This window comes from Streptomyces sp. NPDC020192, assembly GCF_044388685.1.
GTDB lineage: Bacteria > Actinomycetota > Actinomycetes > Streptomycetales > Streptomycetaceae > Streptomyces.
The window spans coordinates 267,106-279,958 of sequence record NZ_JBIRXG010000009.1 but is presented as its reverse complement, the minus strand read 5'-3'; the positions used below and the strand labels follow the sequence as shown (position 1 = coordinate 279,958).

The window sequence follows — 12,853 nt, the reverse complement described above, 5'->3', positions numbered from 1 at the left end:
CACGTCTGTCAGCCGGCCATAACGCGTCCGTCAGTCGGGCGCGCCGCCCCGCCTCAGCCGTTCCCGCCCGCGCGGACCAGCCCCGTCTCGTACGCCAGCACCACCACCTGTACCCGGTCGCGCAGGCCGAGCTTGGTCAGGATGCGGCCCACGTGGGTCTTCACCGTCGCCTCGCTCAGCACCAGCCGGGCCGCGATCTCCCCGTTGGACAGGCCCTGCGCGACCAGCACCATCACCTCCCGCTCCCGGTCGGTGAGCCGCTCCAGCTCCTTGCGCTGCGGCTCCTTGCCGGTGGACGGCAGCATCGGCGCGAAGCGGTCCAGCAGCCGCCGGGTGGTGGAGGGCGCCACGACGGCGTCACCGCTGTGCACGGACCGGATGGCGGCCAGCAGCTCGCCGGGCGGCACGTCCTTGAGCATGAACCCGGAGGCGCCCGCCTTCAGCCCGGAGAAGGCGTACTCGTCCAGGTCGAACGTGGTCAGGATCAGCACCTTCGGCGCGTCCGGCTCCACGCAGATCCGCCGGGTGGTCTCCACCCCGTCCAGTTTCGGCATGCGCACGTCCATCAGGACGACGTCGACCGGGGTCGTCCGCAGCACCTGCAGGGCCTCGACACCGTCGCCCGCCTCCGCGACGACCTCCATGTCCGGCTGGGCGGCGAGCACCATCCGGAACCCGGTGCGCAGCAGCACCTGGTCGTCGACGAGCATCACGCGGATCGTCATCGGGTCTCTTTTCAGGAGTCGGCTTACAGGTGTCAATCGGGGGCGCGTGAAGGCGTCAGTGCGCCGGTTTGAGCGGGAGCAGGGCGCTGATGCGGAATCCTCCGCCCGGGCGCGGGCCCGCGTCCAGGGTGCCGCCGACCATGCCGACCCGCTCGCGCATGCCGATCAGCCCGTGCCCCTGGCCGTCGGCGCCGCCCTCCTCGTACAGCTCGTGCGGGGCGCCCTTGCCGTCGTCCTCGACCAGCAGGCCGAGCCCGTCGTCGAAGTAGACCAGCCGCACGCTCGCGCCCGTGTTGGGCCCGCCGTGCTTGCGGGTGTTGGTGAGCGCCTCCTGCACGATCCGGTACGCGGTCAGCTCCACGCCGCTGGGCAACGGGCGCGGGGTGCCCTCGACCTTGAAGTCGACCGGGAGCCCGGAGCTGCGGCACTGCTCGATGAGGTCGTCGATCTGCTCGACATCGGGCTGCGGGACGTACTCCCCGCCCTCCTGGTGCTCCCCGGTGCGCAGCACGCCGAGCAGACGGCGCATCTCGGCGAGGGCCTGCCGGCCGGTGGAGGAGATCGTCTCCAGGGCCTTCTTGGCCTGGTCGGGGGCGGCGTCGAGGACGTAGGCGGCGCCGTCGGCCTGCACCACCATCACCGACACGTTGTGCGCGACGACGTCGTGCAGCTCGCGCGCGATCCGGGCGCGCTCGGCGGCGACCGCGACCTTCGCCTGCGCCTCGCGCTCCTTCTCCAGGCGGGCCGCGCGCTCCTCCAGCTGGGCGAAGTAGGCACGCCGGGTGCGCATGGAGTCACCGAGCACCCAGGCCAGCGCGAAGGGCACCGTCTGGAAGACCGCGATGGCGATCTCGCCGATGAAACTGGAGCGCTCGGCCGGCCAGCGGATCTGCGCGAGGGTCGCCGCGACGAGGCTGACGCAGAGCGCGAGCCGGGAGGCCCAGCGGGCGCCGATCGCCGCGACCGTGTACGCGATCACCAGCATCGCGAAGTCCGCGACGGTCGTCTCGACGTCCAGAACCAGCTGGGCCAGTCCGGTCGCGCAGGCGACCAGCAGCATCGGCTCCGGGTAACGGCGGCGCAGCGCGACGACGACGCACAGGACGACGGACACGGCCACCCCTGCGGCGAGCGTCCCGTGATGCCGCGGCGCCCCGTTCAGGTTGACCACGCTCACGGCGGACAGCCCGAACAGGACGACGGCCCAGGAGGTGTCGACCCAGGTCGGGTGGCGGCGGAGGAAGTCGTAGAGGCGCTGCACGTAACCCAGAGTAGGGAAACGGGATGCGTGCAGGGGTCAACCGGAGGGCCGATCCACGCCCGGGGCACGTACTCCGCAAGGTGGAGGAAGTGATCATCTGTGCGCCTAGTCTGTTCCGGTGACGGATGACACGGCGCGGGAAGCAGAACCGGCCCCCGGCGACCGGCGCGGCTGGCGGGCGGCGGCCGAGGCGGCGCTGTACGGGCCCGGCGGCTTCTACCGGCGCCCGGAGGGCCCGGCCGGCCACTTCCGTACGTCCGTACACGCCTCCCCGCTGTTCGCGCGGGCCGTGGCCCGGCTGCTGTGCCGGGTGGACGAGGCCCTGGGGCGGCCCGCGGTGCTGGACTTCGTCGACATGGGAGCGGGCCGGGGCGAACTGGTCACCGGGGTGCTCGCCGCCCTGCCGACCGACGTGGCCGCACGCGCGCGTGTGTACGCCGTCGAACTCGCCGACCGCCCGCCCGGCCTGGACGCCCGCATCACCTGGTCGGCCGACCCCCCGGCCGCCGTCACCGGGCTGGTCTTCGCCAACGAGTGGCTGGACAACGTGCCCGTGGACGTCGCCGAGGTCGACTCCGCGGGCGTGCCCCGGCTGGTGCTCGTCGCGGCGGACGGCACCGAGCGGCTCGGGGAGCCCGTGACGGGCGCGGAGGCGGACTGGCTCGCCCGCTGGTGGCCGCTGCCCGCCGAGGAGGGGCTGCGCGCGGAGATCGGACTGCCCCGGGACCTGGCGTGGGCATCGGTGCTGGACCGGGTGGTGCGCGGGCTCGCGGTGGCCGTGGACTACGCGCACACCGCCGGCACGCGCCCCCCGTTCGGGACGCTCACCGGCTTCCGGGAGGGGCGCGAGACGGCGCCCGTGCCGGACGGGTCGTGCGACATCACGGCGCACGTCGCCCTGGACGCGTGCGCGGCGGCGGGCGCCAGGCACCCGGCGCATGGCACAGCACGCGCGCCCCAGCACGCAGAAAGCGCGCCTCAGACGGCACCAGGCACGCCTCGGAACGCGCCGTGCACGCCTCCCGGCACGGCGCGCACTCCCTCCGAGGGAGTGCGCGAGTCTCGGAACACCACGTCAACGCCCGCCGAGGCGCCCTCCGCTCTCCGCACGCCTCCGAACACGGCGCGCACGCCCCACGGCACGGCGCAGCAGCCCCCCGCCACCGCACGCACGCTGCCCCCCGCGCGCCTGCTCACGCAACGCGCTGCTCTGCACGCCCTGGACATCAGCGGCGCGCGCCCCCCGCTCGCGCTGGCCTCCACGGACCCCTCCGCCTACGTGCGCGCCCTCGCGAGCGCCGGAGAGGCCGGTGAACTCACCGCGCCGGGCGGCCTCGGCGACTTCGGCTGGCTGGTCCAGCCGGTCGGCATCCCGGACCCGCTCGCCTGAGACCGGCCTACTTGTCGATGTCGCCGACCACGAAGAACATCGACCCCAGAATCGCCACCATGTCCGCCACCAGCGTCCCCGGCAGCAGCTCGGTCAGCGCCTGGATGTTGTTGTACGACGCCGAGCGCAGCTTCAGCCGGTACGGCGTCTTCTCGCCCTTGCTGACCAGGTAGTAGCCGTTGATGCCGAGCGGGTTCTCGGTCCACGCGTACGTGTGCCCCTCGGGCGCCTTCAGCACCTTGGGCAGCCGCTGGTTGATCGGCCCCGGCGGCAGCTCGGCGAGCCGGTCCAGACAGGCGTCGGCGAGGTCGAGCGCGTTGTGGGTCTGCTCCAGGAGCACCTCGAAGCGGGCGAGGCAGTCGCCCTCGCTGCGGGTGGCGACCTTCAGTGTGTCCTGGAGATCGCCGTACGCCAGGTACGGCTCGTCGCGGCGCAGGTCGAAGTCGACGCCCGAGGCGCGCGCGATGGGCCCGCTCACGCCGTAGGCGTGCACGGTCTGCGGCGTCATCGCGCCCACTCCGCGCGTACGTCCCCGGAAGATCTCGTTGCCCAGCACCAGGTCGTCGAAGACGTCCATGCGCGAGCGCACGTCGGCGACGGCGGCACGCGCGCGCGTGCTCCAGCCGGCCGGCAGGTCCTCCTTGAGGCCGCCGACCCGGTTGAACATGTAGTGCATGCGTCCGCCGGAGACCTCCTCCATCACGTTCTGCAGCACCTCACGCTCGCGGAACGCGTAGAACACCGGGGTGATGCCACCCAGCTCCAGCGGATAGGAGCCGAGGAACATCAGGTGGTTCAGCACCCGGTTCAGCTCGGCGAGCAGCGTGCGCGTCCACACCGCCCGCTCGGGCACCTCCATACCGAGCATCCGCTCCACGGCGAGGACCACGCCCAGCTCGTTCGAGAACGCCGACAGCCAGTCGTGGCGGTTGGCGAGCACGATGATCTGCCGGTAGTCGCGCGCCTCGAAGAGCTTCTCGGCGCCCCGGTGCATATAGCCGATCACCGGCTCCGCGCGCACGATGCGCTCCCCGTCCAGCACGAGCTTGAGCCGCAGCACGCCGTGCGTGGACGGGTGCTGGGGCCCGATGTTGAGCACCATGTCGGTGCTCTCCGCGGCGCCGCCGATCCCGACCGTGGTCTGGGTCGTAGGAGTCATGGCCCCAGTCTCCCCTACGTACGCTGGCCCCATGGAAACGGGGAGCCCGCTGGAGGCGGGGATACCGGGGGACGAACCGGTGTGGCGGGCGCTGCCGCCGGGACTGCTGCGGATGCGCCGGCTGCTGCTCGTGGTGTGGACGGTGCTGCTCGCGCTCGCCGCGGGCCTGCTGCCCGGCCTGCTCGCGGGGCCCGCGTGGGCGGCCTTCGCGCTGCTGCCCGTGGTGTGCGCCGCGTGGTGCTGGCGGCTGCTGGGGCGCAACTGGCGCTCGTGGCGGTACACCGAACGCGCGGACGACCTGCTGATCAGCCGCGGTGTCCTGTGGCGCGAGGAGACGGTGGTGCCGTACGGGCGGATGCAGCTGGTGGAGGTCACCTCCGGTCCGGTGGAGCGGCGCTTCGGGCTGGCCACCGTGCAGCTGCACACGGCGGCCGCCGCGACCGACGCGACCATCCCCGGCCTGGACCCGGCCGAGGCGGAACGGCTGCGGGACCGGCTCACCGAGCTGGGCGAGGCACGATCGGCGGGCCTGTGACGGCCGCGGGCCACGGCGACGGCATAGCCGCCGCGGACGCCACGGACGCCACGGACGCCACGGACGCCAAGGGGACGACAGAAGGCGCACACGGGACCGAGGGGCGTGCGCCGGTGGCCGAGCGCCGGCTGCATCCGGTCACACCCTTCCGGCGGGCATGGGCACCGGTCGCCGTACTCGTCGGCTGGGCGGCACACGACCCGAACAGCGCGCAGGAGCAGCTGGCGAAGCTGACCGACACCATGCTCCTGCTGGGGCTCGCGGTCCTCGTGCCGGTGGCCGGCCTGTACGGGTTTCTGTCCTGGTGGTTCACGCACTTCGCGGTCACCGAGTCCGAACTGCGCATCCGCACCGGCCTGTTGTTCCGGCGCACCGCGCACATCCGGCTGGAGCGCGTCCAGGCCGTGGACGTCTCCCGTCCTCTCCTCGCGCGCGTGGCGGGCGTCGCCAAGCTGCGGATCGACGTCGTCGGCGCCGACAAAAAGGACGAACTGGCCTTTCTCGGCGAGCAGGAGGCGCGCGCCCTGCGTGCGGAACTGCTCGCGCGCGCGGCGGGTTTCGCGCCCGAGACGGCACACGAAGTCGGCGAGGCGCCGGCGCGGGAGCTGCTGCGCGTGCCCCCGCGGGCGCTCGCGCTCTCCCTGGCGCTGACGGCCGCCACCTGGGGCTCGCTGTGCGCCGCACTCGTCGTACCGACCGTACTGTGGCTTACCACCCACAACCTGTTGACGGTCCTCGCGACCGCCCTGCCCCTGCTCGGCGGGGCCGGCGCGAGCGGCGCGCGGCGGTTCGTCGCCGAGTTCGACTGGAAGCTGGGCGAGTCCCCGGACGGGCTGCGCATCGACCACGGGCTGCTCGACCGTACGCACGAGACGGTGCCGCCCGGCCGGGTGCAGACCGTGCGGATCGTGGAGCCGCTGCTGTGGCGCCGGCTCGGCTGGGTGCGGGTGGAGTTGCATGTGGCCGGCTCCGACAACTCGGTACTGATACCGGTCGCCCCGCGCGCGGTCGCCGAGTCGGTCATCGCGCGCGTGCTGCCGGGTGTGACGGTGCCCGGGACGCTGTCGCGGTCACCGGGGCGGGCCCGCTGGTGCGTGCCGGTGTGGTGGCGCGGCTACCGTCTCGCGGTCACCGACGCGGTGTTCGTCACCCGGCAGGGTCTGCTGCGCCGCACGCTTTCGCTGGTCCCGCACGCCAAGGTGCAGAGCGTACGGCTGAGTCAGGGCCCCTGGCAGCGCCTGTGGCGGCTCGCCGACCTCCATGTGGACACCGGGGCGGGAAAGACCGTGACGGCCCGGCAGCGGGACGCGGAGGAAGCCGTACGACTCCTGTACGAGCAGGCGGACAGGTCCCGTACCGGGCGCCGGGACGCCCGCCCGGACCGCTGGATGACGTGAGGCCCGGCTCCCCTCGGGGAAGCCGGGCCCGCCGTCTCGTGGAACCGCGTCCTCAGGAAGCCGCGCTGCGCAGCCTCTGGACGTCGATCTGCTCGGTCTCGTCGTGCGCGGTCAGGTCGATGATCTGGCCGACCCCCCGCGACCGCGCGTCGGCGTCCTTGAACGTGCCCTCCGTCTCGGCCTTGTGCACGGCGAGGGCCTCCGGGCCGACGACGTCGGCGAGGTCCTCGTTCTGCACGGAGTCCAGCGCGGCCCTGGGCGCGGCCTTCTGGGTGCCGAAGAAGTCGAACCCGCCCTCGACCATCGGGCGTCGCGCGGGCGCGGCGGGTACGACGGCCACCGCGGTCGGCACCGTGAAGTGCCCGGCGGGCGGCTGTCCCACCGGCTCGGCGGCCACGCGCGCGTACTCGTCGCCCGCGGCGGACCGCTCCCGCGCCTCGCCGTGACCGGCACCGTCCGTCACGCCTTCCGCGGCGCCCTCCACGGCCCCGTCTCCGGCGTCTTCTCCTTTGGCGACGGCATCACCGTCGACCAACTCGCCCAATTCATCCGACTCGTCCGACTCGTCCGACTCGTCCGACTCGTCCGTACGAACATCGGCATCGGCCTCGGCGACGGCGTCCGCGGCGGAGTCCTCCGCCTCGCCCTCTTCGCCCTCCTCGGCCTCGGACTCGGACTCGGACTCGGCCTCGGACGGAGCCTCCCGGGCGAACCGGGCCAACGCCGTCAGAGCACTCTTGTACAGCTGGGCGCCCTCCGCCGAGAACACCCCGTACGCCTGCGGCTCGTCCCCGTCGGCCGGCTCGGCGGCCTCGTTCGCGTCCTTCACCCCGGCCGCCGACTCCGGCTGCGGCTCCGGCTCGGCGCTGCGCGCGGGCGGGAGCGCGGGTGAGGACGAGGGCACGGTCGCCTCGATCTCCAGCAGCCGGCGGCCCTCCAGGGCGCTGGCGCGCTCGGTCTCCGCCGTGGCGTAGCGGCGCAGCAGGGCGGCGTGCTCGTTGCGCAGGCCCGCCAGTTCGGCGCGCTTGGCGCGCAGCCGCTGCTCCAGCTTGGTGCGCAGCTCGCGGGACTCCTCGAGGTCGGTCTCCAGTTCGGCGATCCGCTCCTCGTTGCGCCATTCGTCGCTGGCACGCGCGCGCGTGATGTCGGCGACCTGCTTGCCCGCCTGCGCGTCCCAGCGGCGCATCACGACCGCGCCGGCGACGGCCGTCGCCGCGGCGGCGGCCGCCAGCGCGCGCAACACCGTGGCCTCGGAGAACACCCAGGGACCCAGCGCGCAGACGACGGAGACACCGGCGATCGCCGACGGAGGCAACAGCCGGTGCAGAGGCGGGGAATGGCGGTGGCGTCCACGTGGCATGGCCAGAAACTTACCGCGCGTAGGCGAATCGCGGACCCCCGCCCCGTAAAAACACGGCCACGCGGCGTGCCTCACAGGACGTCAGGCGCGAGGCCTCAGTGCGAGACCAGTTTCGTGCTCATCCACTGGAGCGCGCTCGGGATCTCCCGCCTCCAGGTGTTGAAGTTGTGCCCGCCGCTCGGAAGGATCATCGAGGAGATCCTCGTCACATTCGAGTCCTGCACGGCCTTGATGAACTTGAGCGTGTCCTTGTAGTTGTGCTCACCGACCTTGCTGCTGGTGACGAGCAGCGAGGTCTCGGGCGCCGGCAGGTGCTGGATCGCCCAGAAGAGGTTGGCGCGGTTCTGCAGGTTCTTGTTGCCGTGGAAGAGATCGCCGGTGGTGGGGTCGATCGGCGCCTTGTAGTACGGCGACAGACCGACGGCGGCCGCGTACGCCTTGGGGTAGTGCATGGCGATCTTCAGCGCGCAGTAACCACCGGTCGAGTCGCCCATGATGCCCCAGCTCGCGGGCGTCTTGTCCACCCGGTACTGGGCCATCACCGAGTCGCGCAGGTCCTTGCCGAAGAACGACTCGGTCTGCGGACCGCCGGGCACGTCCACGCACTCGGTGTCCCGCGGCGGCGCCACGGTCGGCCGCAGCATCACCAGGATCATCGGCTGCATCTTGCCGTCCTTGGACAGCTTCTGCGCCGTGCTCGGGTAGTTCAGTTTGTCCACCAGCGCCTGGGCGGTGCCGGGGTAACCCGTGAGGACGACGGTGACGGGGAACTTACGCGTGCGGTTCTGCGGCTGGAAGTACTCCGGGGGCAGATACACGAAGGCCGGGGTGCCGACGTGGGTCGTACGACCGATGATGTCCACTTTCTGGACCTGCCCGGCCACCGTCGGCAGCGCGCTGCTCACCCCCACGACCCGGGACGTGGAGACCACTTGGATCGGGCTGTTCGCGCCGCCGCCCGCTATGTGGTCGACGACCACGCCCTGGCCGTTCTCCTGGCCGAACAGGTCCGCCCAGCTGGCGTAGAACCCGAAGGCCTGGTTGGCGGCGAGCCCCACCGAGGCGAAGATCGCCAGCTGGGTGGTCAGCAGGAGACCGACTCGTCCGCCGATGGCCTGCCAGCTCTGCCGGGCCAGCCGCGGCCACAGCCACACCGTCCCGGCGAACAGCACGACGGCGAACACGATCGCCAGCATCAGTACTTTGTTGCTCGTGAGACCCATGGGCTGCTTCCTGCCTGCACTCTCCGCCCGGATACCTGCCCACGCGTTATTGCGAGAGCTTGCCCGGGGCTTTCCTTGCCCTTTGACCCGACTTTCCAGTGAGGAGTGAACCTCTCCCCCCGAGACACCGTCCTAGAGGGCGCAATGTCGCCGGATGCCCGATCGGGCCCGGGTTCAAGGTCTCTCGCAGAACTACGGGATGCGATGTCTGTCAGGATAGATGGGGAATTGTCGGGCGAGGTTCCGAGCCGATCCAGCCGGGCGCGGCGCATACTGCGCGGCCCGCGCCCCGAGGCCGTTCCCACCCTGGTCAGCAGGGCGGCCGCGCTCGTGGGCGCCCTGGACATTGCCGCGGGCGTGTTCCCGCGCTTCCGTCACAGCCGTATGCACGCGATCGCCGAGGTGCTGCCGGGCTCGTTCGGGCCCTTCGCCGCGGCGCTCTCGCTGAGCGCCGGCGTGCTGTTGCTGCTGCTCGCGCACGGACTCAGGCGAGGCAAACGCCGGGCCTGGCGGGCCGCGGTCGCACTGCTGCCGGCGGGTGCCGCGGCCCAGTTCGCGTACCGCCACTCGATCGCCGGTGTGCTGATCGCGGTCGTGCTGCTCGTCCCCCTGCTGCGGCACAGGGACCAGTTCGCGGCGCTGCCGGACCCGCGCAGTCGGTGGCGCGCGCTCGCCAACTTCGTTCTCATGAGCGCGGCCTCCCTCGTCCTCGGACTCGTCATCGTCAGCGTCCACCCGCACCGGACGGTCGGCGACCCGGGTCTGGCCGACCGCCTGACGCACGTCGTCTACGGCCTGTTCGGCTTCGAGGGCCCGGTCGACTACACGGGCAACGCCTCCTGGACCGTCGCCTTCTCCCTCGGCGCGCTCGGCTGGATCACCGCGGTCACCACGATCTACCTGGCCTTCCGCCCCGAACACCCGGCCGCCCGCCTCACCGAGGAGGACGAGGCCCAACTGCGCGCGCTGCTGGAGAAGCACGGACGCCGTGACTCCCTCGGCCACTTCGCGCTGCGCCGCGACAAGGCGGTCGTCTTCTCGCCCAGCGGCAAGGCGGCGGTCACCTACCGTGTCGTCTCCGGCGTGATGCTCGCCAGCGGCGACCCGATCGGTGACGTCGAGGCCTGGCCCGGCGCCATCGAGCGCTTCATGGACGAGGCCAAGGCCCACTCGTGGACCCCGGCCGTGATGGGCTGCTCGGAGACGGGCGGCGAGGTGTGGACCCGCGAAACCGGCCTGGACGCCCTGGAACTGGGCGACGAGGCGGTGGTGGACGTCGCGGATTTCTCGCTCGCCGGACGCGCGATGCGCAACGTCCGACAAATGGTCAAGCGCATCGAGCGAGCCGGCTACGAAACCCGGGTACGGCGCATCCGTGACCTCAGCGACGGCGAACTGGACCGCATCCGGCGGGCGGCCGACGACTGGCGCGGCACCGACACCGAGCGCGGCTTCTCCATGGCGCTCGGCCGCGTCGGCGACCCCGCCGACGGCGACTGCCTGATCGCCACCGCCCACAAGCAGGACGACGAACCCGGCGAGTACGGCGACCTGAAGGCGATCCTGCACTTCGTGCCCTGGGGCACGGACGGCGTCTCGCTGGACCTGATGCGCCGTGACCGCAGCGCGGACCCGGGCATGAACGAGCTGCTCATCGTCGCCGCCCTCCAGGCCGCGCCGAAGTTCGACATCACCCGGATCTCGCTGAACTTCGCGATGTTCCGCTCCGCCCTCGCGCGCGGGGAGAAGATCGGCGCCGGTCCGGTGCTGCGCGCCTGGCGCGGGCTGCTGGTGTTCCTCTCGCGCTGGTTCCAGATCGAGTCGCTGTACAAGTTCAACGCCAAGTTCCAGCCGCGCTGGGAGCCCCGCTTCGTGGTCTACCGCAACTCCGCCGACCTGCCCCGCATCGGCTTCGCGGCCATGCAGGCGGAGGGCTTCGTCACCCTCGCGCTCCCGCTCCCGCGCTTCCTGCGCCGGCGCAGGGCGTCCCTCGAACGCCCCTGTGCGCACACGGTGGCGGAACGGGACATGCGCGCGGCCTGAGCGTCAAGGGACGGCACAGGACCGGCCCGGGTGGAAGCCCCATCCCCTCCAGCACGGGGGGCTTCCGCCCGGGCCGCCGCGCGTTCACGGCGCGCTGCTGGGCCTACGCTGAACGTATGAACAACCTCAGCGGGCGCGGCCAGGTGGCAGGGCTTCCGGCATGGGACCGGTGCGCGGTCATGGGCGTCGTCAACGTGACCCCCGATTCCTTCTCCGACGGTGGCCGCTGGTTCGACACGACGGTCGCCGTCAAACACGGCCTCGACCTCGTCGCCGAGGGCGCGGACCTGGTCGACGTCGGCGGCGAGTCCACCCGGCCGGGCGCCACGCGCGTGGACGAGGACGAGGAGCTGCGGCGCGTCATCCCGGTTGTGCGCGGCCTCGCCTCCGAAGGCGTCGTCGTCTCCGTCGACACCATGCGCGCCTCCGTCGCCGAGCAGTCCCTCGCGGCCGGCGCCGCCCTGGTCAACGACGTCAGCGGCGGCCTCGCCGACCCCGCGATGATCCCGGTGGTCGCCGCCGCGGGCGCCCCGTTCGTCGTCATGCACTGGCGCGGCTTCCTGGAGGGCGGCAACGTCAAGGGCGTCTACGACGACGTCGTCGCCGAAGTCATGGACGAGCTGCACGCGCGCGTGGAGGCCGTTCTGGCCGGCGGCGTCGCCCCGGACCGCATCGTCGTCGACCCCGGCCTCGGCTTCTCCAAGGAGGCCGGGCACGACCTCACCCTCCTCGCCCACCTCGACCGTCTGCGCGTCCTCGGCCACCCCCTGCTCGTGGCCGCCTCCCGCAAGCGCTTCCTCGGCCGGGTCCTGGCCGGCCCGGAGGGCGCTCCCCCGCCGGCCCGGGAACGGGACGCCGCCACGGCCGCCGTCTCCGCCCTCGCGGCCCACTCCGGCGCCTGGGCCGTGCGCGTGCACGAGGTACGCGCCACGGCGGACGCGGTCCGCGTCGCCCGCGCCGTGGAGGAGGCCCGCATGGCCGGGTCGGCGCCGGGCGGGAGCAGCCGTGTTCACGGTGAGCGTGGGGTGGAAGGAGAGCGGTGAGCGCCCCCCACACCGATGTCGAGCAGGTGGAGGCCGCCAACACCGCCTTCTACGAGGCGATGGAACGCGGCGACTTCGAGGAGTTGTCCTCGCTCTGGCTCAGCCCCGCCGACCTGGGCGTGGACGAGGAGTACCACGACCCGGCGGACACCGGCGTGATCTCCTGCGTGCACCCCGGCTGGCCGGTGCTGACCGGCCGTGGCGAGGTCCTCAGGTCGTACGCCCTGATCATGGCCAACACCGACTACATCCAGTTCTTCCTCACGGACGTGCACGTCTCCGTCACCGGCGACACCGCGCTCGTGACCTGCACCGAGAACATCCTCAGCGGCGGCCCCGCCCCGGCGGACGGCGCGGAGCTGGGACCGCTGGTCGGCCAGCTCGTCGTCGCCACGAACGTGTTCCGGCGCACGCCCTCCGGCTGGAAGATCTGGTCGCACCACGCCTCCCCCGTGATGACGGAGAGCGAGGACACCGAGGAGGACGAGGGGAACGAGTCCGGTACAAACGGCACGAATCCGGACGGCGGGCCCCTCGGCTGAGCAGGCAGGGGGAACGGGCAGGTGGGCGGACAGACGTCCACAGGGCGAACAGGGGCGCAGAAGTGGTTGGAATCACCTACCTCCGGGTATGAGCGGCTACCAGCCCATGGCGCGGCCGGGTTTCCCAGGGGAAACGCGAGATGAACCCTCGTGGTGCCCGTGCGGGCCCGCCGCC

Annotated in this window: 11 protein-coding genes; 6 read left to right on the top strand and 5 right to left on the bottom strand. The window is 72.4% G+C overall.

Annotated elements, in window-relative coordinates; all coding sequences use genetic code 11:
* Positions 1 to 53 precede the first annotated feature (53 nt).
* Both ACH47Z_RS19920 and ACH47Z_RS19915 read right to left on the bottom strand, forming a co-directional pair.
* Complete coding sequence (locus ACH47Z_RS19920) at positions 54 to 725, bottom strand: response regulator (protein WP_399075284.1); 672 nt, start codon at positions 723 to 725, stop codon at positions 54 to 56.
* A gap of 55 nt (positions 726 to 780) precedes the next feature.
* Positions 781 to 1,986 (bottom strand): sensor histidine kinase, encoded by a 1,206-nt coding sequence (locus ACH47Z_RS19915; RefSeq protein ID WP_399075282.1) that lies wholly within the window; start codon positions 1,984 to 1,986, stop codon positions 781 to 783.
* A gap of 118 nt (positions 1,987 to 2,104) precedes the next feature.
* Here ACH47Z_RS19915 and ACH47Z_RS19910 point away from each other — a divergent pair, with 118 nt between their 5' ends.
* Positions 2,105 to 3,376, top strand: coding sequence for an SAM-dependent methyltransferase (locus ACH47Z_RS19910; protein WP_399075280.1), 1,272 nt, complete (start codon positions 2,105 to 2,107; stop codon positions 3,374 to 3,376).
* Positions 3,377 to 3,383: 7 nt separating this feature from the next.
* Here the strand turns inward: ACH47Z_RS19910 and ACH47Z_RS19905 are convergent, their stop codons facing one another.
* Positions 3,384 to 4,535 carry an NADH-quinone oxidoreductase subunit D gene (locus ACH47Z_RS19905; RefSeq protein WP_399075278.1) on the bottom strand — a complete coding sequence of 384 codons (1,152 nt, stop codon included), beginning with the start codon at positions 4,533 to 4,535 and terminating at the stop codon, positions 3,384 to 3,386.
* Between the two features lie 31 nt (positions 4,536 to 4,566).
* Between ACH47Z_RS19905 and ACH47Z_RS19900 the strand changes: the two genes are divergently transcribed.
* Entirely contained in the window at positions 4,567 to 5,070 is a 504-nt protein-coding gene (locus ACH47Z_RS19900) for a PH domain-containing protein (RefSeq protein WP_399075276.1), read from the top strand.
* Positions 5,067 to 6,467, top strand: coding sequence for a PH domain-containing protein (locus ACH47Z_RS19895; RefSeq protein ID WP_399075274.1), 1,401 nt, complete (start codon positions 5,067 to 5,069; stop codon positions 6,465 to 6,467). Before ACH47Z_RS19900 ends, ACH47Z_RS19895 begins: the two co-directional genes overlap by 4 nt.
* Before the next feature lie 52 nt (positions 6,468 to 6,519).
* Here ACH47Z_RS19895 and ACH47Z_RS19890 read toward each other — a convergent pair whose 3' ends face one another.
* Both ACH47Z_RS19890 and ACH47Z_RS19885 read right to left on the bottom strand, forming a co-directional pair.
* Complete coding sequence (locus tag ACH47Z_RS19890) at positions 6,520 to 7,827, bottom strand: hypothetical protein (RefSeq protein WP_399075272.1); 1,308 nt, start codon at positions 7,825 to 7,827, stop codon at positions 6,520 to 6,522.
* 95 nt (positions 7,828 to 7,922) lie between these two features.
* Entirely contained in the window at positions 7,923 to 9,050 is a 1,128-nt protein-coding gene (locus ACH47Z_RS19885) for an alpha/beta hydrolase (RefSeq protein WP_399075270.1), read from the bottom strand.
* A 228-nt stretch (positions 9,051 to 9,278) separates the two neighbouring features.
* Between ACH47Z_RS19885 and ACH47Z_RS19880 the strand changes: the two genes are divergently transcribed.
* From ACH47Z_RS19880 to ACH47Z_RS19870, 3 genes are all read left to right on the top strand, one after another.
* Entirely contained in the window at positions 9,279 to 11,093 is a 1,815-nt protein-coding gene (locus tag ACH47Z_RS19880) for a phosphatidylglycerol lysyltransferase domain-containing protein (protein WP_399075268.1), read from the top strand.
* Positions 11,094 to 11,209: 116 nt separating this feature from the next.
* A complete protein-coding gene (gene folP / locus ACH47Z_RS19875; protein WP_399075266.1) occupies positions 11,210 to 12,136 on the top strand; it encodes a dihydropteroate synthase in 927 nt (308 codons plus the stop codon).
* A complete protein-coding gene (locus ACH47Z_RS19870; protein ID WP_399075264.1) occupies positions 12,133 to 12,678 on the top strand; it encodes a nuclear transport factor 2 family protein in 546 nt (181 codons plus the stop codon). Before folP ends, ACH47Z_RS19870 begins: the two co-directional genes overlap by 4 nt.
* Positions 12,679 to 12,853: the final 175 nt, after the last annotated feature.

Coding starts and splice junctions, on each gene's coding strand:
- ACH47Z_RS19890 (WP_399075272.1), bottom strand. CDS start 7,827: ATGCCACGTGGACGCCACCGCCATTCCCCGCCTCTGCACCGGCTGTTG.
- ACH47Z_RS19905 (WP_399075278.1), bottom strand. CDS start 4,535: ATGACTCCTACGACCCAGACCACGGTCGGGATCGGCGGCGCCGCGGAG.
- ACH47Z_RS19900 (WP_399075276.1), top strand. CDS start 4,567: ATGGAAACGGGGAGCCCGCTGGAGGCGGGGATACCGGGGGACGAACCG.
- ACH47Z_RS19885 (WP_399075270.1), bottom strand. CDS start 9,050: ATGGGTCTCACGAGCAACAAAGTACTGATGCTGGCGATCGTGTTCGCC.
- ACH47Z_RS19920 (WP_399075284.1), bottom strand. CDS start 725: ATGACGATCCGCGTGATGCTCGTCGACGACCAGGTGCTGCTGCGCACC.
- folP (WP_399075266.1), top strand. CDS start 11,210: ATGAACAACCTCAGCGGGCGCGGCCAGGTGGCAGGGCTTCCGGCATGG.